This is a genomic window from Sulfitobacter pontiacus (assembly GCF_040790665.1).
GTDB lineage: Bacteria > Pseudomonadota > Alphaproteobacteria > Rhodobacterales > Rhodobacteraceae > Sulfitobacter > Sulfitobacter pontiacus.
The window spans coordinates 1,735,179-1,760,609 of record NZ_CP160849.1; the positions used below are offsets into that span (position 1 = coordinate 1,735,179).

The 25,431-nt window shown below is 60.5% G+C and carries 23 protein-coding genes; 6 read left to right on the top strand and 17 right to left on the bottom strand.

The features are described from left to right. Window positions 1–3: 3 nt before the first annotated feature. The 5 genes from tilS (at window position 4) to folD (ending at window position 6,802) form a co-directional block, all read left to right on the top strand. Entirely contained in the window at window positions 4–1,263 is a 1,260-nt protein-coding gene (gene tilS / locus AB1495_RS08520) for a tRNA lysidine(34) synthetase TilS (RefSeq protein ID WP_074635861.1), read from the top strand. A gap of 78 nt (window positions 1,264–1,341) precedes the next feature. Beyond that, a complete protein-coding gene (ftsH, locus tag AB1495_RS08525) occupies window positions 1,342–3,258 on the top strand; it encodes an ATP-dependent zinc metalloprotease FtsH (protein ID WP_074635859.1) in 1,917 nt (638 codons plus the stop codon). A gap of 115 nt (window positions 3,259–3,373) precedes the next feature. Next, a complete protein-coding gene (locus AB1495_RS08530) occupies window positions 3,374–3,955 on the top strand; it encodes an MOSC domain-containing protein (RefSeq protein WP_074635857.1) in 582 nt (193 codons plus the stop codon). A 173-nt stretch (window positions 3,956–4,128) separates the two neighbouring features. Then, entirely contained in the window at window positions 4,129–5,805 is a 1,677-nt protein-coding gene (locus AB1495_RS08535) for a formate--tetrahydrofolate ligase (protein WP_074635855.1), read from the top strand. 94 nt (window positions 5,806–5,899) lie between these two features. Next, window positions 5,900–6,802, top strand: coding sequence for a bifunctional methylenetetrahydrofolate dehydrogenase/methenyltetrahydrofolate cyclohydrolase FolD (gene folD / locus AB1495_RS08540; RefSeq protein ID WP_074635853.1), 903 nt, complete (start codon window positions 5,900–5,902; stop codon window positions 6,800–6,802). On the opposite strand, the gene AB1495_RS08545 is transcribed toward folD, so the two are convergent. From AB1495_RS08545 to AB1495_RS08615, 15 genes are all read right to left on the bottom strand, one after another. Beyond that, window positions 6,799–7,227, bottom strand: a complete 429-nt coding sequence (locus tag AB1495_RS08545) for a PaaI family thioesterase (protein WP_074635851.1) — start codon at window positions 7,225–7,227, stop codon at window positions 6,799–6,801. The two genes, folD and AB1495_RS08545, sit on opposite strands and share 4 nt — an antisense overlap. A gap of 41 nt (window positions 7,228–7,268) precedes the next feature. Next, a complete protein-coding gene (gene pdeM, locus AB1495_RS08550) occupies window positions 7,269–7,934 on the bottom strand; it encodes a ligase-associated DNA damage response endonuclease PdeM (protein ID WP_074635849.1) in 666 nt (221 codons plus the stop codon). Between the two features lie 258 nt (window positions 7,935–8,192). After that, complete coding sequence (locus AB1495_RS08555) at window positions 8,193–10,637, bottom strand: ligase-associated DNA damage response DEXH box helicase (RefSeq protein WP_074635848.1); 2,445 nt, start codon at window positions 10,635–10,637, stop codon at window positions 8,193–8,195. Between the two features lie 102 nt (window positions 10,638–10,739). Continuing rightward, window positions 10,740–12,047 (bottom strand): ATPase, encoded by a 1,308-nt coding sequence (locus AB1495_RS08560; RefSeq protein ID WP_074635846.1) that lies wholly within the window; start codon window positions 12,045–12,047, stop codon window positions 10,740–10,742. Window positions 12,048–12,108: 61 nt separating this feature from the next. Beyond that, entirely contained in the window at window positions 12,109–12,603 is a 495-nt protein-coding gene (locus AB1495_RS08565) for a prepilin peptidase (protein WP_074635844.1), read from the bottom strand. 3 nt (window positions 12,604–12,606) lie between these two features. Then, window positions 12,607–13,461 carry a lipopolysaccharide assembly protein LapB gene (locus AB1495_RS08570; protein WP_037943332.1) on the bottom strand — a complete coding sequence of 285 codons (855 nt, stop codon included), beginning with the start codon at window positions 13,459–13,461 and terminating at the stop codon, window positions 12,607–12,609. A gap of 28 nt (window positions 13,462–13,489) precedes the next feature. Further along, a complete protein-coding gene (locus AB1495_RS08575; protein ID WP_005851668.1) occupies window positions 13,490–14,044 on the bottom strand; it encodes a tetratricopeptide repeat protein in 555 nt (184 codons plus the stop codon). A gap of 56 nt (window positions 14,045–14,100) precedes the next feature. Beyond that, complete coding sequence (locus tag AB1495_RS08580; protein WP_005851669.1) at window positions 14,101–15,018, bottom strand: type II secretion system F family protein; 918 nt, start codon at window positions 15,016–15,018, stop codon at window positions 14,101–14,103. A 51-nt stretch (window positions 15,019–15,069) separates the two neighbouring features. Further along, window positions 15,070–16,032, bottom strand: a complete 963-nt coding sequence (locus AB1495_RS08585) for a type II secretion system F family protein (protein WP_005851670.1) — start codon at window positions 16,030–16,032, stop codon at window positions 15,070–15,072. A 12-nt stretch (window positions 16,033–16,044) separates the two neighbouring features. Continuing rightward, window positions 16,045–17,490, bottom strand: a complete 1,446-nt coding sequence (locus AB1495_RS08590) for a CpaF family protein (RefSeq protein ID WP_037943335.1) — start codon at window positions 17,488–17,490, stop codon at window positions 16,045–16,047. 39 nt (window positions 17,491–17,529) lie between these two features. Continuing rightward, entirely contained in the window at window positions 17,530–18,768 is a 1,239-nt protein-coding gene (locus tag AB1495_RS08595; protein ID WP_064216185.1) for an AAA family ATPase, read from the bottom strand. A 272-nt stretch (window positions 18,769–19,040) separates the two neighbouring features. Continuing rightward, window positions 19,041–19,745, bottom strand: coding sequence for an OmpA family protein (locus AB1495_RS08600; RefSeq protein ID WP_074635842.1), 705 nt, complete (start codon window positions 19,743–19,745; stop codon window positions 19,041–19,043). Then, entirely contained in the window at window positions 19,732–21,171 is a 1,440-nt protein-coding gene (locus AB1495_RS08605; RefSeq protein ID WP_037943338.1) for a type II and III secretion system protein family protein, read from the bottom strand. Before AB1495_RS08605 ends, AB1495_RS08600 begins: the two co-directional genes overlap by 14 nt. Before the next feature lie 211 nt (window positions 21,172–21,382). After that, the gene (gene cpaB / locus AB1495_RS08610) at window positions 21,383–22,246 is read right to left on the bottom strand and encodes a Flp pilus assembly protein CpaB (RefSeq protein WP_074635840.1); all 864 of its coding nucleotides are present in this window, start codon (window positions 22,244–22,246) and stop codon (window positions 21,383–21,385) included. Between the two features lie 409 nt (window positions 22,247–22,655). Beyond that, on the bottom strand, window positions 22,656–22,835 hold the full coding sequence (locus tag AB1495_RS08615) for a Flp family type IVb pilin (RefSeq protein WP_074635838.1): 180 nt from the start codon (window positions 22,833–22,835) through the stop codon (window positions 22,656–22,658). Window positions 22,836–23,210: 375 nt separating this feature from the next. Between AB1495_RS08615 and AB1495_RS08620 the strand changes: the two genes are divergently transcribed. Further along, window positions 23,211–24,002: a lytic transglycosylase domain-containing protein gene (locus tag AB1495_RS08620; protein WP_074636269.1), complete on the top strand. Its 792-nt coding sequence runs from the start codon at window positions 23,211–23,213 to the stop codon at window positions 24,000–24,002. A 77-nt stretch (window positions 24,003–24,079) separates the two neighbouring features. Here the strand turns inward: AB1495_RS08620 and AB1495_RS08625 are convergent, their stop codons facing one another. Together AB1495_RS08625 and AB1495_RS08630 are read right to left on the bottom strand one after the other, a co-directional pair. Next, a complete protein-coding gene (locus AB1495_RS08625; protein ID WP_005851679.1) occupies window positions 24,080–24,706 on the bottom strand; it encodes a 3-oxoacid CoA-transferase subunit B in 627 nt (208 codons plus the stop codon). After that, the gene (locus tag AB1495_RS08630; protein WP_005851680.1) at window positions 24,706–25,401 is read right to left on the bottom strand and encodes a CoA transferase subunit A; all 696 of its coding nucleotides are present in this window, start codon (window positions 25,399–25,401) and stop codon (window positions 24,706–24,708) included. The genes AB1495_RS08625 and AB1495_RS08630 overlap by 1 nt, the downstream gene beginning before the upstream one ends. Between the last annotated feature and the right edge of the window lie 30 nt (window positions 25,402–25,431).

Sequence of the window (25,431 nt, forward strand, 5' to 3'; positions counted from 1 at the left end):
CCGATGACCGACCCGCTGGCGCAGAGCATCGCCGCCAGCTTTGACCCCGCGCCGCCGCCCGTATTGGGTGTGGCGGTGTCGGGGGGCGGCGACTCTGTCGCGCTTTTACATCTTCTGAATGACTACGCCCGCAGCCACGGGATCGCGCTGCACGCAGCGACCGTCAATCACGGCCTGCGACCCGAGGCCGCCCGCGAAGCCGCGATGGTCGCCCGCCAGTGTCGCGCGCTTGGCGTTCCGCATGATACGTTGAGGTGGACGGGCTGGGACCACAGCGGCAATTTGCAGAACGAGGCCCGCAAGGCGCGTTACCGGTTGTTGGCGGATTGGGCACGGGGGCAGGGCATTGGCGCTGTCTGCATCGGGCATACCGCCGACGATCTGGCAGAGACTTTCGTGATGCGTTTGGGGCGCCGGGCAGGGGTCGACGGGCTATCCGCCATGCCTGCGATGTTCGACCGACATGGCATGCGTTGGCACAGGCCCTTGCTCAACGCTCGCCGCGCCGACCTGCGCGCGCATCTGACGCGTCGCGGGGTGACTTGGGTCGATGACCCCAGCAACGAGGATGACAGCTTTGCGCGGGTGCGCATCCGCAAGGCGCTGGCGGTGCTGACCGATCTAGGCGTTGATTCTGCCGCACTTGCCGATGTCTCGCGCCACCTTGCCGATGCCCGTACCGCGCTCGACGCGCAGATGTTTGCCGCCGCACGCGCCCATGCTCACGTTCAATGCGGTGCCGTGGCGATGGATTGGCAGGCGCTGTGTGACCTCCCGACAGAGACACGCCGCCGTTTGCTGACCCACACGATCGCCTGGATCAACGGGGCCACCTATGCTCCACGCAGCAGCGCCGTGGCAGAGGTGCTGACGGCGCTTGATGATGCCGGTGCCGCGACCGTGCAGGGGTGCGAGCTGCGGTTGAAGCGCGATAAACTGTGGAGTTACAGAGAGTTGCAGGCAGTGCGGGCGGTTGATGCGCCCGTGGATGCGCTCTGGGACGGCCGCTGGCGTCTGGAACCTTGCGGCGATGCGCCCGCGCCCGACACGCAAACCATGATCCGTGCCTTGGGCGCTGAGGGGCTGCGCAGCTTTGCTGATTGGCGCGATTTGGGCGTGCCGCGCGGCGTCTTGCTGGCCTCTCCGGCGGTGTGGCAGGGCGCGGAACTGGTCGCTGCCCCCCTTGTCGGTCGGTCGCAAAACTGGCAAGCAGTGCTCGAACGCGGCGAAGATGCCTTTTTCGCCGCACATATGACGCATTGAACATGCGCCGATCGTGTCTATCTTACACGCATTGGGCGCTGTGTTTGGTGCCGTCCCCCGGATGTAGGAGACTTTCCTTTGGGTAATATGCGCAATCTCGCCTTTTGGGTTGTATTGATGCTTTTGGTTTTGGCGCTGTTCAATCTGTTCAGCGGCTCGACCGGCGGGCTGCAAAGCCGTGAAATCAGCTATTCCGAATTTGTGACCGCTGTCGAAGCAGGGGACGTGCGCAACGTCACGCTTGATGGTGAACAGGTTCGTTTCCGTCGTGCCGATGGCAGTGACTATGTCACGATCCGGCCCGAAGACGCCGAGGTCACCAGCCTGCTGATGTCCAAGGACATCCCTGTGCGCGCTGAACCCCAGCAGCAATCCGGTTTCCAAACCTTCCTGATGTCGCTGTTGCCCATCCTTCTGCTGATCGGTGTGTGGATCTATTTCATGAACCGCATGCAGGGCGGTGGCAAAGGCGGGGCGATGGGGTTCGGCAAGTCCAAGGCCAAGATGCTGACCGAAAAACACGGTCGTGTGACGTTTGACGACGTGGCGGGCATCGACGAGGCGAAGGAAGAGCTGGAAGAGATCGTCGAATTCCTGCGCAACCCGCAAAAGTTCAGCCGTTTGGGCGGCAAGATCCCCAAAGGCGCGCTGCTTGAGGGCCCTCCCGGTACCGGTAAGACGCTGCTGGCGCGGGCGATTGCCGGCGAAGCGGGTGTTCCGTTCTTCACGATCTCGGGCTCTGACTTCGTCGAGATGTTCGTTGGCGTCGGTGCTAGCCGCGTGCGCGACATGTTCGAACAGGCCAAGAAAAATGCGCCCTGCATCGTCTTCATCGATGAGATCGACGCCGTGGGCCGGTCTCGTGGCGCGGGCTACGGTGGTGGCAACGACGAGCGTGAACAGACCTTGAACCAGCTGCTGGTCGAGATGGACGGCTTTGAGGCGAACGAAGGCGTGATCATCATCGCCGCGACCAACCGCAAAGACGTGCTGGACCCTGCCTTGCTGCGTCCGGGCCGCTTTGACCGTCAGGTCACCGTAGGCAACCCTGACATCAAAGGCCGCGAGAAAATCCTTGGGGTGCATGCACGCAAGACGCCGCTTGGCCCTGACGTAGACCTGCGCATTATCGCGCGCGGTACGCCCGGTTTCTCGGGTGCGGATCTGGCGAACCTCGTGAACGAGGCCGCGCTGACCGCCGCACGCGTGGGCCGTCGCTTTGTCGCGATGATGGATTTCGAGGCCGCGAAAGACAAGATCATGATGGGTGCCGAGCGCCGGTCGATGGTGTTGACGCAGGACCAGAAGGAAAAGACCGCCTACCACGAAGCCGGTCACGCCATCGTCGGGATCAAGCTGCCGAAATGCGACCCTGTCTATAAGGCCACGATCATTCCGCGCGGCGGTGCCTTGGGTATGGTGATGAGCCTGCCCGAAATGGACAAACTGCAAATGTTCAAAGACGAAGCCGAGCAAAAGATCGCCATGACGATGGCGGGCAAAGCGGCTGAAATCTTCAAATATGGCGCTGAAACCGTGTCGTCGGGCCCGATGGGCGATATCATGCAGGCCAGTCAGTTGGCGCGTGGCATGGTGATGCGCATGGGCATGTCCGACAAGGTCGGGAACATCGACTATTCGGAAGCGGCGGCTGGTTACCAAGCCAACGGCGGTGCGGGCGGGTTCAGCGTTTCTGCGGCCACGAAAGAGCTGATCGAATCCGAAGTGAAGCGCATCATCGACGAAGGCTACGACCGCGCCTTCAAAATGATCACCGACCACGAGGAAGAATTCGAACGTCTGGCCCAAGGTTTGCTGGAGTACGAGACCCTCACCGGCGACGAGATCAAGCGCGTCATGGAAGGCAAACCGCCACAAGACCCGGACGGCGAGGACACCAGCGGCACGGACAAACCAAGCCTGACCGCGATCCCCAAGGCCAAAGGCAAGAAGACGCCTCCGCCAAGCGGGATGGAGCCAGAGCCAAGCGTCTGACGCCTAGGCATTGATCACCAGAATACGAAAGAAAAGGCCCTGCACCCGCGGGGCCTTTTCTTTTGTCGCGGCTTTGCGCAGGTTACGGACAACGCAGCGCGAAAGGATGCCGGTCATGCCGACGATGAAAGAAACCGAGTTTACCGCAACGATCACATGGCTTGGTGTGGTGCCCAAGCTGGCCAAGGGCATCCGCGCCGAACCCCGGAGCGAAGCTTTCGCCAGCTACGCCGGTTTCGAGGATGACGTGCATGCGGGGCTGACCCGCGCGTCCTGTGTGCGGGTCACGAACCTCTATCCCAAGGGCACCGAGATCCGGAACGTGCGGCAGCTGTCGATCCTGTCTGCGGAAGAAATGGCCCTGATCGCGGCCGACATGGGGATGGAGACACTGGACCCCATGCACCTTGGCACGTCGATGGTGATCAAGGGCATCCCCGATTTCACCCATGTGCCGCCCAATGCGCGGCTGCAGGCTGCCTCGGGTGCGACGATCACGATTGATACCGAAAACCGCCCCTGCGTGCTGCCCGGTCGCGAGATTGAACAAGACAGCCCCGGCCACGGTCCCAAGTTCAAATCCGCGGCCGAGAACCGTCGCGGCGTGACCGCCTGGATCGAACGCGAGGGGCTGTTGCGCGTCGGTGATACGCTGCGCCTGTTCATCCCCGACCAGCCAGCCTGGCAGCACGGCTAGGCCCAATGGAGCGCGGGGTCACAGCGACCCGCCATGCTCAAATCAGCGACACACCCGCCGGATCGCCGCATCAAGCGCCGGATATGTCGGAATTGCCCCCTCTGCCCATGCCCTCACAGGCGTATTGAGGACATAAGAAACATAGAACGCCGACGGCGCATCAGGGAGGACATATGACCTTTAAATCCGACATCCAAATCGCACGCGAAGCCAGCAAGCGCCCCATTCAGGAGATCGGGCAAAAGCTGGGCATCAGCAGCGATGATCTGCTGCCCTACGGCCATGACAAGGCGAAGGTGTCGCAAAAGTTCATCAACTCGGTGCAGGACCGTCCCGATGGCAAGCTGATCCTCGTCACCGCGATCAACCCCACCCCCGCGGGCGAGGGGAAAACCACGACCACCGTTGGTCTGGGCGACGGGTTGAACCGCATCGGCAAGAACGCGGCCGTCTGTATCCGCGAGGCGTCTCTGGGGCCGAACTTCGGCATGAAGGGCGGGGCCGCGGGGGGCGGCTATGCGCAGATCGTCCCGATGGAAGAGATGAACCTGCATTTCACCGGTGACTTCCACGCGATCACATCGGCTCACAACCTGCTCAGCGCGATGATCGATAACCACATCTATTGGGGCAACGCGCTAGAGATCGACCTGCGCCGCGTCGTCTGGCGCCGCGTCGTCGACATGAACGACCGCGCTCTACGCCAGATCACGGCGTCCCTGGGTGGTGTGTCGAACGGTTTCCCCCGCGAGGCCGGTTTCGACATCACCGTCGCGTCCGAAGTCATGGCAATCCTCTGTCTGGCCAAAGACCTGAACGACCTGCAAAAGCGCCTTGGGGACATGATCGTCGCCTATACCCGCGAGCGTAAACCGGTCTATGCGCGCGATATCAAAGCGGATGGTGCGATGACCGTGCTGCTGAAAGACGCGATGCAGCCGAACCTTGTGCAGACGCTTGAGAACAATCCTGCCTTCGTACATGGCGGGCCCTTTGCGAATATCGCCCACGGCTGCAACTCTGTCATCGCGACCACCACCGCGCTGAAGCTGGCGGATTATGTGGTGACCGAAGCGGGCTTTGGTGCCGATCTGGGGGCAGAGAAGTTCCTGAACATTAAATGCCGCAAGGCGGGGCTGGCACCGTCCTGCGTCGTGGTCGTGGCCACGGTGCGCGCGATGAAGATGAACGGCGGCGTGGCCAAGGCCGATCTGGGCGCTGAAAACGTCGACGCCGTGCAGGCCGGTTGCCCCAACCTTGGCCGCCACATCGAGAACCTGAAATCCTTTGGCGTGCCCGTCGTCGTCGCGATCAACCATTTCGTCACCGACACCGACGCAGAAGTGCAAGCGGTCAAAGACTATGTCGCCTCGCAAGGGGCCGAGGCCGTGCTGTCCCGCCACTGGGAATTGGGCAGCGCTGGCTCTGCCGAACTTGCCGAGAAAGTGGTCGAGACGATTGATAAGGACCAGGCGGATTTCGCCACGCTCTACCCCGACGCGATGCCGCTGGCAGATAAGATCAACACCATCGCCACAAAGATCTATCGCGCGGATGGGGCGGTGATGGATCAGAAGATCCTCAACCAGTTGAAAGACTGGGAAGAGCAGGGATATGGCGATCTGCCGGTCTGTATGGCCAAAACGCAATACAGCTTTACCACCGATCCCGAAGCCCGCGGCGCGCCAACCGGCTTTACCATCCCCGTGCGCGAGGTGCGCCTGTCTGCCGGCGCGGGCTTTGTCGTGGCCATCTGCGGTGAGATCATGACCATGCCGGGCCTGCCACGGGTGCCTTCTGCCGAAAATATTCGTCTCAATGACATCGGCGATGTTGAAGGTCTGTTCTAAGCGCGTATGAACAGGGCGCGGAGGGTCGCCCCTTCGCGCCTTCGCCTGCTGTGGCAGGTGATAGCAGCGCCACAACAGACAAAGGACGGTCCCCATGACAGCGACGATCATTGACGGCAAGGCATTTGCAGCACAGGTGCGGGGGCAGGTCGCCCAGCATGTCACGCGGCTGAAGGACGATCACGGGATCACGCCGGGGCTGGCTGTGGTGCTTGTCGGGGCCGATCCTGCCTCCGAGGTTTATGTCAAATCCAAGGGCAAGATGACCAAGGAAGTGGGCATGAAATCGGTCGAACACCGGCTGGCGGACACCACATCAGAGGCGGAGCTTCTGGCCCTGATCGACACGCTGAACAAGGATGATACGATCCACGGTATCCTCGTGCAGCTCCCCTTGCCCGATCACCTGAACGAAGACCTTGTGATCGGCGCGATTGATCCGGCCAAGGATGTCGACGGGTTTCATATCTCGAACGTCGGTCTGTTGGGCACCGGGCAGAAATCCATGGTGCCCTGCACGCCGCTTGGCTGTCTGATGATGCTGCGCGACCACCACGGCACCCTGTCAGGGATGGATGCCGTTGTGATCGGGCGCAGCAATATCGTTGGCAAACCGATGGCCCAGCTTCTGCTCAACGACAGCTGCACCGTGACCATCGCCCATTCGCGGACCAAAGACCTTGCCGCTGTTGTGCGCCGCGCTGATATCGTGATCGCCGCCGTGGGCCGCCCCGAGATGGTGCCGGGCGACTGGATCAAACCGGGGGCCACAATCATCGACGTGGGCATCAACCGTCTCGACGCGCCAGAGCGGGGTGAGGGCAAGACCCGTCTGGTCGGGGATGTGGATTTTGACAGCTGCGCCAAGGTGGCCGGTGCGATCACCCCAGTGCCGGGGGGCGTGGGCCCGATGACGATCGCCTGTCTGCTGGCCAATACGGTTACAGCCTGCTGCCGTGCCCATGAGCTGCCCGAACCCGAAGGGCTGACCGCCTAAGCGGCGGTTGCCGGAACCGGCACCATCGTGCCCTGAAGCACGGCGATCAGCACCTGCTGGTCGCCGGTTTGGGCAAAGACTTCGGCCGTGACCACACAAAGCCGCTTGCCCGGTTTCACCACCTTGCCAATCGCGATCAGCCGGTCTCCGCGGGCGGGGGCCAGCAGGTTGATCTTGATCTCTGCGGTGACGACCTCGGTATCCAAGGGCAGTGTCGTCAGCGCGGCATAGCCCGCAGCGCTGTCCCCGATAGAGAACGTCAGCCCCGCGTGGCCAAACCCCTGCTGCTGGCGCGTGCCGGGCAGGATCGGTGCCTCGATCCGGATGAGCCCCTTTGACACATCACTAAGTTCAGCGCCGAGGGTCTGCATCATCGATTGTGCGTCAAAGCTGTCGCGGATGCGGGCGATTTCTTGAGGGGTCATAGGGGCTCTTTCAACATGGATGGCCGGCCCCGTGGCTGCGACTAGCGCGGCATGGGGATCGCGGTGGGCTGCGGTCCGGTAAGTATGGCGCAGGCCTGCGGACCCATCAATGCCTGTAGCACCGGCGCGTCACTGTACAACCCGCCGGTATAGGTGCCAAAGGCAGGCATGATCAGCCGTCGGTCGTCATAGAGGAAGGTCGGACGCGTCACCGACCGTCCGCGCAGCCGCAGCCGTGCCTTGGGGTGATAATGCCCCGAAACCTCGGCCTGCGCGCTTTCCTGCGCGATATGCCGGAACTGCAAGGGGCCGATCACAAGCTCGGCCAGATGCTCCCCGCCCAGTTCGACGGGACCGGGGTCGTGGTTGCCCTCTACCCACAGCCACTGCCGCCCCGCCTGCAGCCGCGCCAGCGTCAGCCGTGCCGGCTCGGGTAGGGCATGGGCCGCGTGCAGATCGTCGAAACTGTCGCCCAGACACATCACAACGCGCGCGGGCACACGGTCAAGCGCCGCCGCAAGCCGGGTCAACGTGTCCATCGTCTCGTAAGGGGGAAGCGCCGTGCCGCCGCGCCGCGCAATCCGTTCGGCTTTGCCAAGATGCAGGTCGGACACGCAGAGCAGCCCGTGATCTGCCCACCACAAGGCACCAGAGCCAAGCGCCGTCAGCCGCGCGCCGCAAAAGTCGAATTCATACCCGATGTTCATGCTGCGTTCATCACCAAGTTTGCCCGCGGGCGCAAGGGGCGCTGGCCGATGGACGCGCCTATGGCGGGGCGCAGGAGTATTTAAAAAAGGGTGAAGCGGAAGACGCCCCCGCCTGATCCCGAGGGGCGTGGGGGCGTCTTCACCCTTTGCGGTCATCGGCTCTCCAGCCTGTACCGCGGGGCGATCATGGGGCAAAATACCTAAGCGAAGGTTAATTCACCCTTTCAAAAATACTCAGCTGCGCAGCGATTGCCATGTCTAGCGCCGTTTGAGGGGGATGTTATCCGGCGCGGGTGTGATCTGTGCGAGGCCGGAGGCTTCCATCAACCGCGCGGATTCCTCGGCCAGCAGACGCTCTTCCGCCTGTCCCTTGACCGGCACACGGCCCATTTCCAGAAACAGCGGTGCGGACAGCGGGCTGACGCGGTCGAGGATACGGTGGTCAATCCGGCCCTTGATACGATGCAGCATTTCCTCGATCCGGCCAAAGTCGACCAGTCCGCGCAGGGCCTCTTCGCGGGTGATATCGAGCAGGAGGTGATCGGGTTCGTATTTCTGCAAGGTGTCATACAGGATATCAGAGCTGAAGGTCGCCTGCCGGCCAGACTTACGGGCTTGGGGAGTGTTCCGTTCGATCAGCCCTGCGATGGTGGCGGCGGCGCGGAACGTGCGTTTCATCACCGCATTGCCGGCCAGCCAATGGTCCAACCCGTCATGCAGGACTGTGGCATCAACCAGCGGGGCGGGGTCGTCGACCGGATCCAGCCCCCAGATCAGCGTGGCATAATCGGTGGCGACGAAGCCCAGGGGGTTGAGGCCCAGTTCCTCCATCCGTTTTGTCAGCAGCAGCCCGAGCGTTTGCTGCGCGTTGCGACCGGCGAAGCCGTAGAAGACCGTTTGGGCGCGGCCCTCATGGGGGAAGCTTTCGATCAGCAGGCGGCCCGGCTGCGGCAGTTGGCTGACTTCGCGTTGCAGGGTCAGCCATTCGGCCGTGTGGCGCGGCAGCTCGGGCCAGCTGTCTTGGGTGAACATGCGTTGCACGCGGGCGGAGAGCTGGGTCGAGGTGGCGAATTTGGTACCCATGAACGTGGCAACGCGTGGTTTCTTGGCGGCAGAACGGCTGACCTCTACGGTCATTTCCCGCAGCCCTTCGTATTTGACGATCTGGCCGCCGATCAGGAATGTGTCGCCCGCGCTGAGCGAGGCGGCGAAACCTTCCTCGATTTCGCCCAAAGGGGCACCGCCGCGGTTGCGTTTCATGCGGACCTTCAGCGTGTCCGTATCCTGAATGGTACCGATGTTCATGCGGATGCGCTGGCTGCTGCGGGGATCGCGCAGGTGCCATTTGCCGTTTGTGCACATCAGACGTTGCCATCTGTCGTAGGCGCGCAGGGCGTAGCCGCCTGTGGCACAGAAATCGAGGCAGGCATCAAAGGCGGCGCGGCTGAGGCTGGCATAGGCCCCGGCAGAGGTCACCTCGGCATAGAGCGCATCGGCGTCGAATGGGCCGGCGCAGGCGGTGATCAGGATATGCTGGCATAACACATCGCGGGGGCCGGGGCCGCGCGGGTCGCCGTCAAGATCGCCTGCCAATACGGCGTCGAGGGCGGCGACACATTCAACCACCTCGAACCGGTTTGCAGGTACCAGCAGCGCTTTGGAGGGCGCGTTATAGCGGTGGTTGGCCCGCCCGATGCGCTGGACCAGCCGTTTGACATTCTTAGGCGCACCGATCTGGATCACGAGATCGACATCGCCCCAGTCGATCCCCAGATCAAGGCTGCCGGTACAGACAATCGCGCGCAGATCACCGCGCACCATCGCGGCTTCGACCCGTTCGCGTTGCTGCCGATCGAGCGACCCGTGGTGGATGCCAATGGGCAGGCTATCTTCGTTGGCGAGCCAGAGATTGTGAAAGAAAATCTCGGCCTGAGCGCGGGTATTGTGGAAAATCAGGGTGGTTTTATGCTGGCGTATCTGGTCGAGCACCGCCGGAATCGCATAGGCAGCCCCATTGCCGGACCACGGCGGGGCTGCGTCCGTGCGCAGCATCCGGATGTCGGGCGGCGGGCCGGGATCGGCCAGCAGGATCGGGCAGGGGTCGGGGTGACGCGCCATGAAATGCGCGATGGCGGCGGGATCTTCGACGGTGGCTGACAGGCCCACCCGTTTCAGCCCCGGACACAGACGTTGCAGCCGCGCCAGCGCCAGCATCAGCTGGTCGCCCCGCTTGCTGTCGGCCAGCGCGTGGATCTCGTCGATCACGACACGTTTGAGCCCTTTGAACATGCGCGGTGCATCCTCGTAGGAAGTCAGCAGCGCAAGGCTTTCGGGGGTGGTCAGCAGGATATGGGGCGGGTCGGCGCGTTGCCGGCGTTTGCGCGTTTGCGAGGTGTCGCCGGTGCGGTTCTCGATCCGGATGGGGAGGCTCATTTCGGTCACCGGGGTGGTGAGGTTGCGCTTGATATCCGCGGCCAGCGCCTTGAGCGGCGAGATATAGAGCGTGTGCATGCCGTCGTGACCGCCCTCGGCCAGATCGACCAGCGTGGGCAGAAAACCCGAAAGCGTCTTGCCGCCCCCGGTCGGCGCGATCAACAGCAGGGCGGGCACCTCGGCGCGGTCCAGCATGTCTTGCTGGTGGGGGTGGATGGACCAGCCTTTGGTGGCGAACCAGTCGGAGAACTTGGGGGGCAGGGTCTGCATGGGGTGCAAGATAGGCTGTTTGCACGCGGGGGCCAGCCCCCGCACCCCCGGAGTTTATCTGGCAAAATGAAGCAGATGCCCGCGCCGGTGTCGAGCGCGGTGCTACCTGACGATGGTTTCATCCTCGACGAACATATTGGCCCAAGCACGGTCGATCAGATCAGGGCGCATCTGGTGCGGGATACCTTCGAAATCGCAGATGGAAATCATCTGGTCGATCAGGAAGATCGGCTGATAGTTGGCGAACACGTTGTTGATCGTAGGGTATTTTGTTTTCAGCAAATGGATCAGCGTCGCCTCGTCCAGTTTGATGTTTCGTTTCTTGGCGACCATGGCAAAGATCTTGAGGAAGTTTTCCTGATTGGGCCCGTCGATCTTGATCTTGAAGAAGATCCGGCGCAGGGCGGCCTGGTCGAAGATCTCATTGGGGTGGAAGTTGGTGGAGAAGACCACCAGCGTGTCGAAGGGAACTTCGAACTTCTCGCCCGATTGCAGGGCGAGGATGTCTTTGTTTTCTTCCAGCGGCACGATCCAGCGGTTGACCAGCGCCTGTGGCGATTCTGCCTGTCGGCCAAGGTCGTCGACGATGAAGATGCCGCCGGTGGATTTCAGCTGCAGCGGGGCTTGATAGGTCCGTGCGGTGGGGTTGTAGACCAGATCAAGCATATCGAGCGTCAGTTCGCCCCCGGTGATCACTGTGGGGCGTTCGCATTTGACATAGCGGGTGTCAAAGCGCGTCACGCGGCGCAGGGATTTCGGATCTTGTTTCTCTTCGGAAATGGCGGTGTGCACGATGGGGTCATAGACCGTGATTACCTGACCGGCGTATTCAATCGCGCGGGGGACATAGATGCGGTCGCCAAGCGCGTCGCGAATCCCGTTGGAGATGCTTGATTTACCATTGCCGGGGGGGCCGTACATCAGGATGGAGCGACCGGCCGTCACGGCTGGGCCAAGGTTGCCGATCAGCTCGGACGGGAGCACCAGATGGCCCATCGCCGTTTCGAGCTTTGCGCGGGTGATCTGCATGTTGCGCACGGACTGGCGCTTGATCTGTTCGCGGTAGACATCAAGCGGCACGGGCATCGGGCCGAAGTATTCCGATTGCGCCAAGGCATCCAGCGCGCGGGCCTTGCCCAGATCGGTCAGCTGGTAGCCCATTTCATTGCCGTTATTCGCGTTGAGCGTGCCCGTCGCTTCGAGAAGGCGTTGGTCGCGCGACAGATCCACCAGTTCCTGCGTGACCTGAAGCGGCAGGCAGATCGCCGCTGCGAGCTCGCTGACCATGGTGACGTTCTTGCGGAACATCGTCTTGATCATGATGTCGCGCATCATCACCACGGGCAGCTTCATCTCTTGGATGGTGCGCGGCGGAGGAGGGGCCATGACGGCGCTGGCTTGCATATTCATGAAGGCTTCTTTCATGGGGACACGGGCGTGCCCCAAGGCGTAGCGGTTGAATATGGCGAAATCAGGCCCCGAAGTAGGCACCGAGCATTAAATATGCCGCAAGCACAGTTCCAAGGGCGAGGCCCATGGGGAACTTCTTGGCTTCGTGCCAGCTGACCCATTGCGGGGCAAGATTGCGCAGGGGGGAGTATTTGGCGGCGCGGTGAATGATATAGGCGGCAACCAGCGTCGCCATGAACAGCGCCATGACAAAGCGCACATCCCCAAGCGCGATAAAGGGCGTGGCGGCGGCGATGAATTTCGCATCCCCCGCGCCCATCAGCCCGCCTGCGTTCATGAAGATGCCCACAACAAGGGCTACCACCATCGCCAGCAGGTGCCAGAGGTAGCTGTCAAAGGGCAGGGCAATCGGGCCGATCAGCACAAATACGGCGGCCAATGCGATCACCGTGACATTGGTGATCCGCATAAAGGCCAGATCGGTGTAGATCGTATAGGCACAAAGGGGCAGCGCGAAGGGCAGGAACCACAGCGCTGCGTAGCTGGTGATCTCCACGCGTTAGCCTGCGTTTTCCAGCGCGCGCAGCGACCGGACGGCGGCCTCGAAGTGCTGCGGGTGGGTGCTGATGGCGTCGCGCAGCAGCCCTTTACCGGTTTCAACGTCGCCCTTCTTGATCGCGGAGAGGGCGAGGGTGTGCAACAGTTGCGCGCGCTCCGTCTGGTCCATCTCGATCGGGGGGAGGCTGTATTCACGTTGCGCGCCACGGGCGAGGATCAGGTTGTTCTTGGCGGTAAACAGCGTTGAATCCTGCTTCACGGCCTCGCCGAAAAGGCGTTCGGCAGCCTGATAGTCGCCGCGGGTCAGTTTGGAGTAGCCCCAGTTGTTCATGACCGAACCGGGCTTGGTGGTCAGACCGATGGCGATCTCGTAAAAACTGTCGGCCTTGTCCCATTCCTGTTTGCTGTCAGCGACGATCGCCTCGAGCCGGTAGCGGTTGTAGGTTTCATGGGTGGGCGGGACGGAATCCAGCGTCTTTTCCGCTTTGGCCCAATCGCCTGCGCGGATCAGCGCATCGGCGTAATCAACCTTGTCGTCGGCGGTGGCATCCTTGGAAGCGGCAACTTTGCCCCAGACGGATGCGGCCTCTTGGTTGCGTTTGGCGCGGATCAGGGATTTGCCCAAGCTGCGCTGGATGTCGATGCGGTCGGGGTTTTCCTGCGCGGTGCGGGTGAAATAGCTGACCGCCTCGTTCGGGTCGGCCACTGTCAACATCACATCGTTGAGGTTGCTTTCATCCACGACGTTCACGTCCTGGAAGGCGCGGGTGACGGTATCCTCGCCGGATTTCTTGCCGCAGCCTGCTACTGCGACGACGCCTGCAATGCAGGCGGCCAATAGGATAGGGTGGCGCATTTTTGCGTCCTTTTACTGCTCTGCCTCGTTATGATGCTGGCCGAACCAGATAGTCGCCCGAGCCGCGCCGCACCAATTTATAACTGTCTTCTTGATCCGGGATCGTAACAGAGTTTTCCGATTTTGCGAGTGCTAAGCGCAAATTGTCACGGATTGCGTCACTTTCGCCATTATCAAGCGCATAGGCCTTGCGAAAGGTCAGCTGGGCTTCGGCGAGTTTGCCGCGTTCCATCAACACAACGCCGAGATTGTTCCAGACCTCGGGGTGGGTTTCGTCCTTTTCTACAGCGTCGCGCAGCAGCTTTTCCGCCTGACCCAATCGCCCCAGCCCAAGGTTGGCGCTGCCCAGTCCCGACAGGATTTCGGCGTCCAACTGGGAGGCGAGCGCCGCGCGGTTGAAGGCGCGGATGGCCAGTTCGTATTCGCCCGCGCGCATCAGACGGTGGGCGACCTCTACCCCGTCTTCGGCGTCCTTGCGGGTGTTGACACCGGGGGCAAAGGGGTTGTCAGGGCTGGCGCGCTTGCCCCCAAACGCGGAAAGACCGCCTGCAGAGCAAGCGGCCAATCCGGCGATCAGGGTCATACAAAGCGCGAGCCTAAAGGGTAACGCGCGCTTGGGAATGTGGATCATGCAGAGCCTTACTGACCTAGTTTGGTAATGTTCATCACCGATGGCGCGACCAGAATGATCAGCAGCGGAGGAACGGTCAGCATCATTGTGGCAAGTGTCATCTTGGTTGGCAACTTGTTTGCGGCTTCTTCGGCGCGCATCACGCGTTTGTCGCGCATCTCGGCGGCATAGACCCGCAGCGCGTCGGCGATGGATGTCCCGAAGGCGGCGGATTGTACCAGCACCGTCACAAAGGACGACACATCTTGCACGCCGCAGCGTTCGCCCATGGCGTTCAGCACGCTGACCTTGTCTTTACCGGCCTTCATCTCATAGGCGACGATTTCGAACTCTTCCGCCAGCGCAGGGTAGGAGGCGCGCAATTCGCGGGCCACACGGACGATACATTGATCAAGTGACTGGCCGGCTTCGACGCAGACGAGCATCATGTCCAGCGCATCGGGAAAACCGCGTGTGATTTCCTCTTTCCGCTCGGCGACGCGGCGGGTCACCCAATAGCGCGGCAGGAAATATCCGATGCCGCCGGGGCCCACGGTATACAGCATCATCTTGTTGGTGGTCATGCCTTCGCCGCCGCCAAGGAAGTTGATGTAGACGGTGCCGATCACCAGCCCGGCAATACCAAGCGCCATCTGTGCAAAGTGAAAGAACCGTACCGCATCGCGCGAGCTATAGCCCGCCTGACGCAGCAGCAGCGCCTTGGCGCTTAGCTCTTCCACGTCTTCGGGTTCAAGGAACTTGGCGAACTTTTGCAGCTTCTCGTTGCGGTCCGACTGGCGCAGGCGCTGTTGCTTGCCTGCATCGGCAGCCTCGGTCTGGCTCCGTTTGAGCTTGGCCAAAGGGTCTTCGGGCTGGCGCAGGATCATGACAAGCGTTGCGCCCACCATGGTCAGGCCCAATGCGCCCAGAATGGCGATCCAGCCCATGGGACCAAGTGCGGTGTCGAGTGAGTTGAGGAAATTCACAGTGAGGCCCCCTTAGACTTTGATATCGGTCAGCTTGCGCATGACGATGAGGTTAAGCGACAGGAACAGGACAACCGCGATACAGCCGGGGATGAACAGCGGGTGGGTCATGACTTCGTCATAGTAATGCGGGTCACCGAGTTTGATCACGATGAGCGCGAGGATCGGGAAGGCGGACAGGAACTTGCCGGACCATTTCGCCTCGGCAGTGATAGCACGCACGCGGCGGAACAGGCGGAAGCGGGCGCGGATGACCTTGGCCAACCCCGCAAGGATTTCGGCAAGGTTACCCCCCGATTGCTGCTGGATGGTCACAGCCACCGCGAGGAAGCGCAAATCCTGCATATCAAGCCGTTCGGCCATATCCTTGAGCGCCTCGCCAATGTCGCGGCCATAGGCGGTTTCATCGGCGATTACGCCGAATTCCGACGCAAGCGGGTCCTGGATTTCCTTGGACACGATAGAGATCGCGCTGGTGAAAGGGTGGCCCACGCGCAACGATCGCACCATCAGTTCCACCGCGTCAGGCAGCTGCTCTTCGATCATGTCCATACGCTTCTTCGCTTTGGACGAGATCCAGAAAAATACCGCCCCGACACCGATCCCGACAGAGATCAGGATGCGCACGGGCACTTCGGTATTGGTGCCGATGGTCAGCCCCAGAAAGGCGACGACCGAAAGGCCGGCCATGATCATGATCAGCTGTTTTGGCGCAAAGGCGATCGCGGCCTTTTGTGCTTTCTCGGCGAGCAGGGAATAGACCGGAATGGATTTATTATCCATGTGCTGCTGCATTTCCTTGCGCAGCTTGTCCAGAACCTCTTCGCGGCGGGCCCCTTTTTCCAGCATTTCAAGCCGGCGGTTGACCTTGCTGTTGAGGCTGATGGATTTACCGAAAGCGACCAGATACAGCCCTTCGACCAGCACAAGGACACCGACGAAGATCAGGCCATAGATAATGGGTTCTGCACTCATGATTGATAATCCTTACTTGACCACAACGGGTTCATAGATCGACGATGGCAGGTCATAGCCCCACATCTTGAAACGTTCAGAGAAGTGGCTGCGCACGCCGGTGCCGGTGAAGTGGCCGATGATCTTGTTTTCGGGCGTCAGGCCGACGCGCTGAAAGCGGAAGATTTCCTGCATAGAAATCACGTCGCCCTCCATGCCGGTGATTTCGGTGATCGACGTCATGCGGCGCGACCCGTCCTGCAAGCGCGATGCTTGTACGATCAGGTTCACAGCCGACGAGATCTGGCTGCGGACCGCTTTCAGCGGCATTTCGATACCGGCCATGGCGATCATGTTTTCCAGACGGCTGACACCATCGCGGGCAGAGTTGGCGTGGATCGTGGTCATCGACCCGTCGTGGCCGGTGTTCATCGCCTGCAGCATGTCGATTACTTCCTCGCCGCGCGTCTCGCCGACGATGATCCGGTCAGGACGCATCCGCAGGGCGTTTTTCAGACAGTCGCGCGGGGATACCTCGCCCTTGCCTTCAACGTTGGGCGGGCGGCTTTCCATGCGGCCCACATGGGTCTGTTGCAGTTGCAGTTCGGCGGTGTCTTCGATGGTCAGGATCCGTTCATCGTTGGCAATAAACGATGACAGCGCGTTCAGCGTGGTGGTTTTACCAGAACCTGTACCGCCCGAGACGATGATATTCAGACGGGTGGCGACGGCGGCTTGCAGATAGGCTGCCATCTCTTCCGAGAAGGCCCCAAAGCTCACCAGATCATCAATGCCCAGTTTGTCTTTCTTAAACTTACGAATGGAGACAAGGCTGCCGTCCACGGCAATCGGCGGGACCATAGCGTTGAAACGCGAGCCGTCTTTCAAGCGCGCATCGACATAAGGGTTGCTTTCATCGACGCGACGGCCAACGGCGGAAACGATCTTGTCGATGATCCGCAGCAAGTGCTTTTCGTCTTTGAAGGTCACGTCGGTCAGCTGCAGTTTACCCGCGCGTTCCACAAAGATCTGTTGCGGGCCGTTAACCAGAATATCGTTGACGCTGTCGTCTTTCAGCAGCGTTTCCAGCGGGCCAAGGCCGGTCACCTCGTCATACAGTTCCGAGTTCAGTTGAACGCGATCCTCGCGGTTCAACACGATGGATTTCTCGGCCAGAATCTCGGTCGAGATTTCGTTGATCTCGCTGCGCAGATCCTGTTCCGAGGCGTGTTCAAGGGCGGCGAGGTTCAGGTTCTCAAGCAGGGCACGGTGCAGTTCGAGCTTGATGTCGCTCATGCGTTGCTTACGCTTCACGTCGCGATCCTGCGGGGCGACGGTTGCGGCTTGGGCCACGCGGCGCATGCTGGCGGGTTTGGGCGCGACCGCTTCCTCTGGCTGTTGCTGGGGCGCGGGAGCCTTCGCCTTTGGGGCGGGTGTGGCTACGGCAACGTCACCTGGCTTTTTATACTTCGAGAACATCTGAATACTCTTTCTAAATTATCTGGCGCTTGGGCCGGATCAGGCGGCTTTGGCTTCGTCAGCCTTGAGGTCGTGGATAGAAGACGCGAGCTTTGCAATCTCGCGACGTAGCGGGTTCTTGGCGGCGGTATTGGCGAGCGGCAGACCGTGGTCGTTGGCCTGCGTCACCTGCTTGCCGCCATCAGGCAGCTGCACGTCGATGGAGATACCAAGGCTTTCTGCCATCCGTTTGACCCGCGCTTTGGCGTTAAGGTCGGTAAATTTCGGCGCGCGGTTCATGACATAACGCAGCTTTTCGACCGGCAGCTCTTCGGATTGCAGCGCGCGTTTGAAACGCAGGGCGTTTTGGGCGCAGCGCATATCCAGTTCGAGCATGGCAAAATAGACATGCGCATTGCTCAGCACGGTTTCGGTCCATTGCACCAGCGTCGACGGCATATCGACAACAACGTAGTCGAACTGGTTGCGCGCCATATCCAGAATCCGCGTCACATCTTCCGAGGTGATCAGATCAAGCGGCAGCATATCGGCGGGGGCGGTCAGGACCTGAAGCGTGTCTTCATAGGTCAGCAGGGCCTGACCAAAGCTTTCCTCGTCCATCTCGTCTGTCTCGATCAGCATGTCATAGACGACTTCGCGGCGCGGCAGGTCCAGATAGGTCGCCACGGCCCCGAACTGCAGATCGAAATCCAGCAGGCAGACCTTTGGCGGGTTCTTTTTGTCGGAAGTCGCCAGCTCCCACGCCAGATTAACGGCCATGCTCGTCGCACCGGTGCCACCGGCCAAACCATGTACCACGATCACAGCGCCGTCTTTATCGGCACCGGGTTTCAGCTTGGGGCCTGCCTCGATATGTTCGGCTGTGGGCTCGGGGCCTGCGCGCAGACGTTCGATGGTCGCCGCCAATTCGCCTTCGGGCAGCGGGTAGGGAACGAATTCATCCGCACCTTGACGCAACAGGGAATGGAGCGAGGCCGGAGACATGTCTTCGGCGATCAGGATCACCTTGATATGACGCGATTTGGCCTGCGAGATGATTTCGGACATCATCGGCAGGTTCTCTTCGTCCTCGGAATCAAGCGCCAGTGCAATCAGCTCGAGCGTCGCCGCTTCGGGCTGGCTGAAAAAAGCGAGGCTTTCAGAAAAGCCGAGATCACCCCAGGCTTCGCCCAAAGCTGATTCCATATCCTCGATCAGCAGGTCAAAGTTCTGTACATCACGGCTGACAGTGCAGGCGATGATCTGTGGTGCGTCAATCTGTGGCATACTGCTGCTCATACCTAAACTTCCCCTTCTTCTCTTTGGGGCGCGGCAAGGGCGGATCGGGCGTCGCCCTGTTCTTTGCCTTGCGGTCCCCTGCGTCAGACCACGGTGGCCGGGCGCAACTGTCCTATTGCAGTGAATATCCCTGCCAAGTGGGGCAAGATTGGGGCTAAATAGTTTCTATTGTTTGGTCTTTTGAAACGATCCGCAGTGATTTGCCGGATTGAAACGCAAAAGGTCCGACCGTCAGCGACGATCAGGCCTTTCTCGAGGTATCTGTTATCCGGTTATTCCGTCGCTGTACCGGTAGCAGCGGCACCGCCCGTTAGCTGAGTCGGTGGCACGGCGCTGGCAACGTAATCGCGATAGATGATCTGCGCGTATTTGCCGTCCAGAACGGTGGGATGGCGCCCGACAAAGCCGCTGACTTCGGTCACTGTGCGACGGTTCGCCCGTGCGCGGCCCTGTGTCACGATCAACGGCTGCGTTTCGCCAAAGGAAACAACGGCCTCAAGACGGCTGCGGCTGATGCCTTGTGTTGACAGATACGCAACAACGGATTGTGCTCGGCGCAGGCCCAACGCTTTATTGTAGCTGTTTGATCCGACAGCATCGGTATGGCCATACACGCGGAAGCGGACCTCGGGGAATTGGCGAATCCATCCCGCTTGGCGCCGCAGCACGGCCTGCGCGGCCCCGTCCAGCTGGGCCGAGTTAAAGGCAAAGGTCACCGTGGATTCGACTTCGCCGGCAAAGCGGTTGGCCAGATCGAAGGTGTACTGGCGTTCGCCTGTCATCACCAAACGGTTGTTCAGCGTGGCGTTTCCAAAGGTGCCCAGATCGGTCAGGGATCCTGCTTCGCGGTGGAACTGGGTATAGACCGGATCAGGGCTGCTGGCACAGCCTGCCACGGTCATCGCCAAAGCGGCGCATAACCCGGTGATTTTGCCTGTCGAAGGGATCGCTGATGTCATCTGATCAATCCAATACATAGCCATATGACCCGCTAAAGTCCTGTTTGGCAACCTCGCCAGCCGCCCCTTTGGTGGGCGCTGTGCTGCCTTTGGACGTGCGACCTGACAGGAACAATTCGCTTTCCGTGGGCGGTTTGATCCGGTCGGTGGGCAGGGCCAAAGCCTCGCCGCGGGTGGGGGTCACAAGATGGGCCGTGATAATGATCACCAGTTCGGACTGGCTGCGCTGATAGTTCGCGCTGCGGAACAACGCGCCCAATACAGGCACATCGCCGATCCAGGGTAGCTGGCTGGAGTTATCGGTGAAATCGTCGGTCAGCAGACCCGCGATCGCAAAGCTTTCGCCGTCGCGCATTTCAACCGTGGTCGAGGTTTCGCGGCGGGTGAAGGCCGAGATGTCGAAACCATTGCCCAAGGACACGCTGTTGCTGGCATCAATCGCCGACACAGCGGCTTTGAGTTCGAGGTTAATCAGGTCTTTATCCACGACACGGGGGATAAAGCTCATCTCTACGCCGAAGGGTTTGTACTGCACCGAAATCTGGTCGCCGGTCTGGGCGACAGGCACCGGGTATTCGCCACCGGCAAGGAACGTCGCCTCTTGCCCGGACAGCGCGACGAGGTTCGGTTCGGCAAGGAAGCGTACGGCGCCCTTCTGCTCCAGGGCTTCAAGCAGCAGGCCGACTTGGGTGGACCCTGCGTTAAAGCCAAACAGTACCGCGCCTGCGTTGCTGTTGGACGCAGGTGTCGTGCCGCCAAGAGAGTTTGCAATCGCGCCTGACGTATTTGTCGTATTGGTCCCGCCGTTGATCGCAAGATCATTGCCCACCAGCCCGTTCAACGCGAGCGACGCGCTTAGGGATTTGGAGACAGATCGGCTCATCTCGGCAAAGCGGACTTTCATCATCACCTGCTGGATGCCGCCGACGCTCATCAGGTTGGAGACGCGTTCTGGCGCATAGCGTTCGGCCAGATCAAGGGCGCGCTGCAGGCGTTGGGTGGAGGACACGATGCCCGACAGGACGATACCGTCGTTGGCTGTGCGCACTTCGATCTTTTCGCCGGGCAGGATCTGCCGCAGGCGTTCCTTGAATTCAGAGACATCCGCCGCGACGCGCACATCCACGTTGGTGATCAACTGACCGGCCGCATCCAGCAGGGTCAGCGTGGTCAGGCCAGGGGATTTGCCCAGCACATAGATGGTGCGATCGGAGAGGGATGAGATATCTGCGATCCCCGGATTGGCGATGCTAAGCTCGGCAAAGGGGATGTCGCTTTCAACCACAACCGCGCGGTTCATCGGGACTTCCAACACACGGTTGGTACCCTTCTTGACCACGCGGAGCGTGTTGGCCTGCGCGTCGATCGGCGCAGTCAATGCAAATGGCATCGCACCAATGGTCAGTCCCAATAGGGCTGCTTTAATAAACTTATCGATTTTCATGTGACCTGCCTTTGTGATCACGCCTCAAAATAGGGTCTTTGCGCCCGCCGTTTGCGACACTGTGCGGTCCTTTGCGTTTTTTTGCAAGAATCAATGACAGGGGGGGGCGGGTATATGTGGATTAACAGCAACATATCCGAAATGGCAAAACGCCGCGCAAAGTGATGCGCGGCGGTGTTGAGGTCCGTATTTGCCCTGCCTGACAAGCAGATCAGTTGGTGCAGGGGATCGGGATTTCGACCACTTCAGCACCACGACGAGTCCGGATGGTGCAGACTTTTTCTGTAGTTGTTTCGACTTTGACCGTTTCTTCCGTCAGGCCGAGCAGGCGGCGTTGGTCGACTTCGATCTCACCGGCGACGGTGTCATCCTCTGCCCCGACGAGCGAGAGGGATAGGTCACCCGTCGATTGCGCCTGTGCCAATGCGGCAACTTGATAGGGCTGAACGGCAACAGTCACAGTATTCGCGATGGCCGCCTCGCTGCGTTCGCCGCCGGCGCTTTGGTCGATCGCGATGATCTTGACGCCTGCCTCGATCAGTTTGGTCACGTCTCCGGTATCGGCGCGGTCGTTGCCGCCCCGGTTGATGCGGCCGGTCCAGTAGACATCGACACGGTCACCGGGGCGCAGGAAGCCCGAGACGCCGCTTGATACATCGACGCGGATCGCGAAAGCACGGCTGCCCCGTTCCAGCTGCGAGGTGAGGCCGGTATCGGCACCGGGTTCGGTCACCTTTGCCGCCATAATGGCTTCGTCTTTTTCCATCGCACGCAGCACGACACGCAGGTCATCGCTGTTTTCGGGGAAAAGCGCTGCTTCTTCGATAAATGTGCCTTCGGGGATCGCATCCTCGGGCCATTTTACCTGCCGCACATCTTCGCGGGTCAGGCGCTGCCCGTATTTCAGCGGCCCGTTGGCCACGTATACACCAACCGTCGGCACGATCTGCGCCAGAGCCTCTTGGGCCTGTTGGTTGGCGCGTTGATATTCACTGATGCGGCCCTTTGCCAGATACACAGCACCACCTGCCAAGGCGATACCGGCGAGCAGGACCAGTCCAAAAACCATCCGCATGTTACTTACCTCTCTTGAGTGTGTGCCGGTCCCAGGACGCGGCGCGAAACTTATACCAGTGGATAGGCGGTGATTGTGTTCAGACTATGGATAATCCGCGACCAAGCTGGGTCATTATAGTGGTGGATTGGGTTAGATGTCGCCCGGCGTCTGGGTCATCACCCGGTCTGCTAGATCCACAGTTCCGGTAGTCATGCTGACGACAATGAGAACCGCCAGAGATACCACGGCTGCACATAGAACAACCCAGTCAACTGTGACCGCACCGCTTGGGCTTCGCCAGAATTTGATAAGCTTCGAGAGCATTGTTTCGCCTTGCGTGATGAAGGTCTAAAAAACTGGCCGCATTCTGTCGAGCAGAATGCGGCCAGCGAAATCTCTTGGCGCGACGAACGCTTAGCCGCCAGATTTAGCCAGGGCTTTGTGTGGCCATGTAGGAGTTGGTTTTCGACGTCAGGTTGGAAGCGCCTGTTTCGATCGAGGAGTAAGCTGCGACGGCCAGGCCAACAACGGCGGCGGTCAGAACAACCCAGTCAACAGTCACAGCGCCGGATTCGTCGTTTTTGAAGTTCTTGATAAAGTTCATCATGGTATGTCCCTCCAAGGATCATAAAGTTTTCAATCTCAACCCTGTCGTCCGTTTCGATGCTTCTCTCTCAATTCCGCATCTGGCTGACTTGGTATGAGCCTATATAGCCTTGTGAATGGGGCACGAATTTGGCGGCAATTGTGACATTTCGTTTTTCAGGGCCGGTTTTTGGCAGAATTATTGTAGCCCGCTGATACGAAAAGATTTTCCATCTTCATTTTTTGTTATCCTTGATGAGAAGCGGGGCAGGATTGCATCAATTATGGCGAAATCGCCATGTTCCCTGCCATGTTTGGTTGGTTTGGCGAGGGTTTCCGTGCGAGATTGCTGAAAAAGAGCATTAAATAATCAGTGCAGGCAGCGATGTTTCGACGAATGACCGTATCTTTGATGGTGGGGATGCTGGCGGCCTCGGCTGTCTGGGCAGACGCGCCCAAGCCATTTCCGAAGTTCGAGGCAAAACGCGTAAAACCGCCCAAGCCGGGCAGTACCAATCGGATCAATGTCTTTATCGAACCCAAGGCCGACGACGTCCCCGATGTGGTCGCAACCGACTCCGGTGCCATCGTGCCAGCGTCACCGGGGCAGTATGATTGGTTCTGGGATCGTGTCTCTCCGGCGGTCGAGAAATCTGGCCCGGGCCGGCTGGAGGCCGCGATGGTCACGCTGGCAACGGCCAGCAGCAAAATCCCCGCGCCACGCATGCAACAGATGCAAGAGATCGCCAAGGCCAACGGGATCGACATCCTCCGCTCTACCATCGGGACACAGGTGTCACCTGCGCTTGTGCTCGCGGTGATCACGGTTGAATCCGCGGGGCGGCCCGATGCCATCAGCGGGGCAGGGGCGCAGGGATTGATGCAATTGATGCCTGATACAGCGACGCGCTTTGGGGTGACCGATAGTATGGTCCCGACGCAGAATATCGCGGGCGGCGTAAAATACCTGGATTGGCTGATGGGCGAATTTGATCGCGATCCGATATTGGTGCTGGCGGGCTATAACGCGGGCGAAGGGTCCGTGCACAAGCACGCGGGCGTGCCGCCTTTTGCCGAAACCCGTGACTATGTGCCCAAGGTGCTGGCCGCTTTTCAGGTCGCCAAGGGCCTGTGCCAGACCCCGCCCGAGCTAATCTCGGACGGATGTGTCTTTGCGGCGATGAACTGACACCAGTTTGGGGCCGAGTGTAAAAAGGGGCGCGGCCATCGCTGGCTGCGCCCCTTGTCGTTCATCGCGTCAGCGGATTAGACGATTGTCGCTTCGGTCGCGGCGCGCAGTTCGTCTTCCGTGACGCCATCGGCGCATTCAACGATCTTCAGCCCGCCTTCAACGACATCCAGCACACCTAGATTGGTGATGATGCGGTCAACGACGTTCTTGCCGGTCAGCGGCAGGGTGCATTCTTTCAGCACCTTGCTGTCGCCATGCTTGCTGGCGTGGTCCATGACCACCACAACGCGGCCCACACCCGCGACCAGATCCATCGCGCCGCCCATGCCTTTGACCAGCTTGCCGGGGATCATCCAGTTGGCGAGGTCGCCGTTTTCAGCCACTTCCATCGCGCCCAGAATGGCCATGGCGATCTTGCCGCCGCGGATCATCCCGAAGGAGGTCGAGCTGTCGAAATACGAGGTGCGATCCAGCTCGGTGATGGTCTGCTTGCCCGCGTTGATCAGGTCGGCGTCTTCCTCGCCCTCGATGGGGAAAGCCCCCATGCCCAACATGCCGTTTTCCGACTGTAACGTCACATCCATCCCCTCGGGGATGTAGTTGGACACCAGCGTCGGAATCCCGATGCCAAGGTTCACATACCAACCGTCTTGCAGTTCCTGCGCGGCGCGTGCCGCCATTTGATTGCGATCCCAAGCCATTATGCCGTCCTCACTGTGCGCTGTTCGATGCGTTTCTCGTGATCACCCTGAATGATGCGGTGCACATAGATGCCGGGCAGGTGGATCGCATCGCCGCCAAGGCTGCCACGGGGAACGATCTCTTCGACCTCGGCGATGCAGATCTTGCCACACATGGCCGCTGGCGGGTTGAAGTTGCGCGCCGTCTTGCGGAATACGAGGTTGCCGGTGTCATCTGCTTTCCACGCTTTGACAATCGCCAGATCCGCAACGATGCCCCGCTCAAGGATATAGGTCTCGCCGTCGAAATCCTTGTGCTCTTTGCCTTCGGCGATCACGGTGCCAACGCCGGTCTTGGTATAGAAGCCGGGGATGCCCGCACCACCCGCACGCATACGTTCGGCCAAGGTGCCTTGCGGATTGAATTCCAGCTCAAGCTCGCCGCCGAGATACTGGCGCATGAATTCCTTGTTCTCGCCGACGTAAGAGCTGATCATTTTCTTGACCTGCTTGGTCTGCAACAAGATACCGATGCCGAAATCATCTACGCCCGCATTGTTCGAGGCAAAGGTCAAATCCTTGGTGCCCGCGTCCCGGATCGCGTTCAGCAGCAGTTCGGGAATACCGCAAAGGCCAAAGCCCCCCGCTGCGATCAGCATGCCATCGTGCAGCACGCCTTCCAGCGCCTCGGCAGCGCTTCCATAGATTTTCTTCATTCCGGCTCCTTTCAAGAGAGGCTCACGGCC

Bases quoted from the DNA above. Each gene is read 5' to 3' on its own strand.
- tilS (WP_074635861.1), top strand. From the start codon at position 4: ATGACCGACCCGCTGGCGCAGAGCATCGCCGCCAGCTTTGACCCCGCG.
- AB1495_RS08530 (WP_074635857.1), top strand. From the start codon at position 3,374: ATGCCGACGATGAAAGAAACCGAGTTTACCGCAACGATCACATGGCTT.
- AB1495_RS08535 (WP_074635855.1), top strand. From the start codon at position 4,129: ATGACCTTTAAATCCGACATCCAAATCGCACGCGAAGCCAGCAAGCGC.
- folD (WP_074635853.1), top strand. From the start codon at position 5,900: ATGACAGCGACGATCATTGACGGCAAGGCATTTGCAGCACAGGTGCGG.
- AB1495_RS08545 (WP_074635851.1), bottom strand. From the start codon at position 7,227: ATGACCCCTCAAGAAATCGCCCGCATCCGCGACAGCTTTGACGCACAA.
- pdeM (WP_074635849.1), bottom strand. From the start codon at position 7,934: ATGAACATCGGGTATGAATTCGACTTTTGCGGCGCGCGGCTGACGGCG.
- AB1495_RS08555 (WP_074635848.1), bottom strand. From the start codon at position 10,637: ATGCAGACCCTGCCCCCCAAGTTCTCCGACTGGTTCGCCACCAAAGGC.
- AB1495_RS08560 (WP_074635846.1), bottom strand. From the start codon at position 12,047: ATGAATATGCAAGCCAGCGCCGTCATGGCCCCTCCTCCGCCGCGCACC.
- AB1495_RS08570 (WP_037943332.1), bottom strand. From the start codon at position 13,461: ATGCGCCACCCTATCCTATTGGCCGCCTGCATTGCAGGCGTCGTCGCA.
- AB1495_RS08575 (WP_005851668.1), bottom strand. From the start codon at position 14,044: ATGACCCTGATCGCCGGATTGGCCGCTTGCTCTGCAGGCGGTCTTTCC.
- AB1495_RS08580 (WP_005851669.1), bottom strand. From the start codon at position 15,018: ATGGGCTGGATCGCCATTCTGGGCGCATTGGGCCTGACCATGGTGGGC.
- AB1495_RS08585 (WP_005851670.1), bottom strand. From the start codon at position 16,032: ATGAGTGCAGAACCCATTATCTATGGCCTGATCTTCGTCGGTGTCCTT.
- AB1495_RS08590 (WP_037943335.1), bottom strand. From the start codon at position 17,490: ATGTTCTCGAAGTATAAAAAGCCAGGTGACGTTGCCGTAGCCACACCC.
- AB1495_RS08595 (WP_064216185.1), bottom strand. From the start codon at position 18,768: ATGAGCAGCAGTATGCCACAGATTGACGCACCACAGATCATCGCCTGC.
- AB1495_RS08600 (WP_074635842.1), bottom strand. From the start codon at position 19,745: ATGTATTGGATTGATCAGATGACATCAGCGATCCCTTCGACAGGCAAA.
- AB1495_RS08605 (WP_037943338.1), bottom strand. From the start codon at position 21,171: ATGAAAATCGATAAGTTTATTAAAGCAGCCCTATTGGGACTGACCATT.
- cpaB (WP_074635840.1), bottom strand. From the start codon at position 22,246: ATGCGGATGGTTTTTGGACTGGTCCTGCTCGCCGGTATCGCCTTGGCA.
- AB1495_RS08615 (WP_074635838.1), bottom strand. From the start codon at position 22,835: ATGATGAACTTTATCAAGAACTTCAAAAACGACGAATCCGGCGCTGTG.
- AB1495_RS08620 (WP_074636269.1), top strand. From the start codon at position 23,211: ATGACCGTATCTTTGATGGTGGGGATGCTGGCGGCCTCGGCTGTCTGG.
- AB1495_RS08625 (WP_005851679.1), bottom strand. From the start codon at position 24,706: ATGGCTTGGGATCGCAATCAAATGGCGGCACGCGCCGCGCAGGAACTG.
- AB1495_RS08630 (WP_005851680.1), bottom strand. From the start codon at position 25,401: ATGAAGAAAATCTATGGAAGCGCTGCCGAGGCGCTGGAAGGCGTGCTG.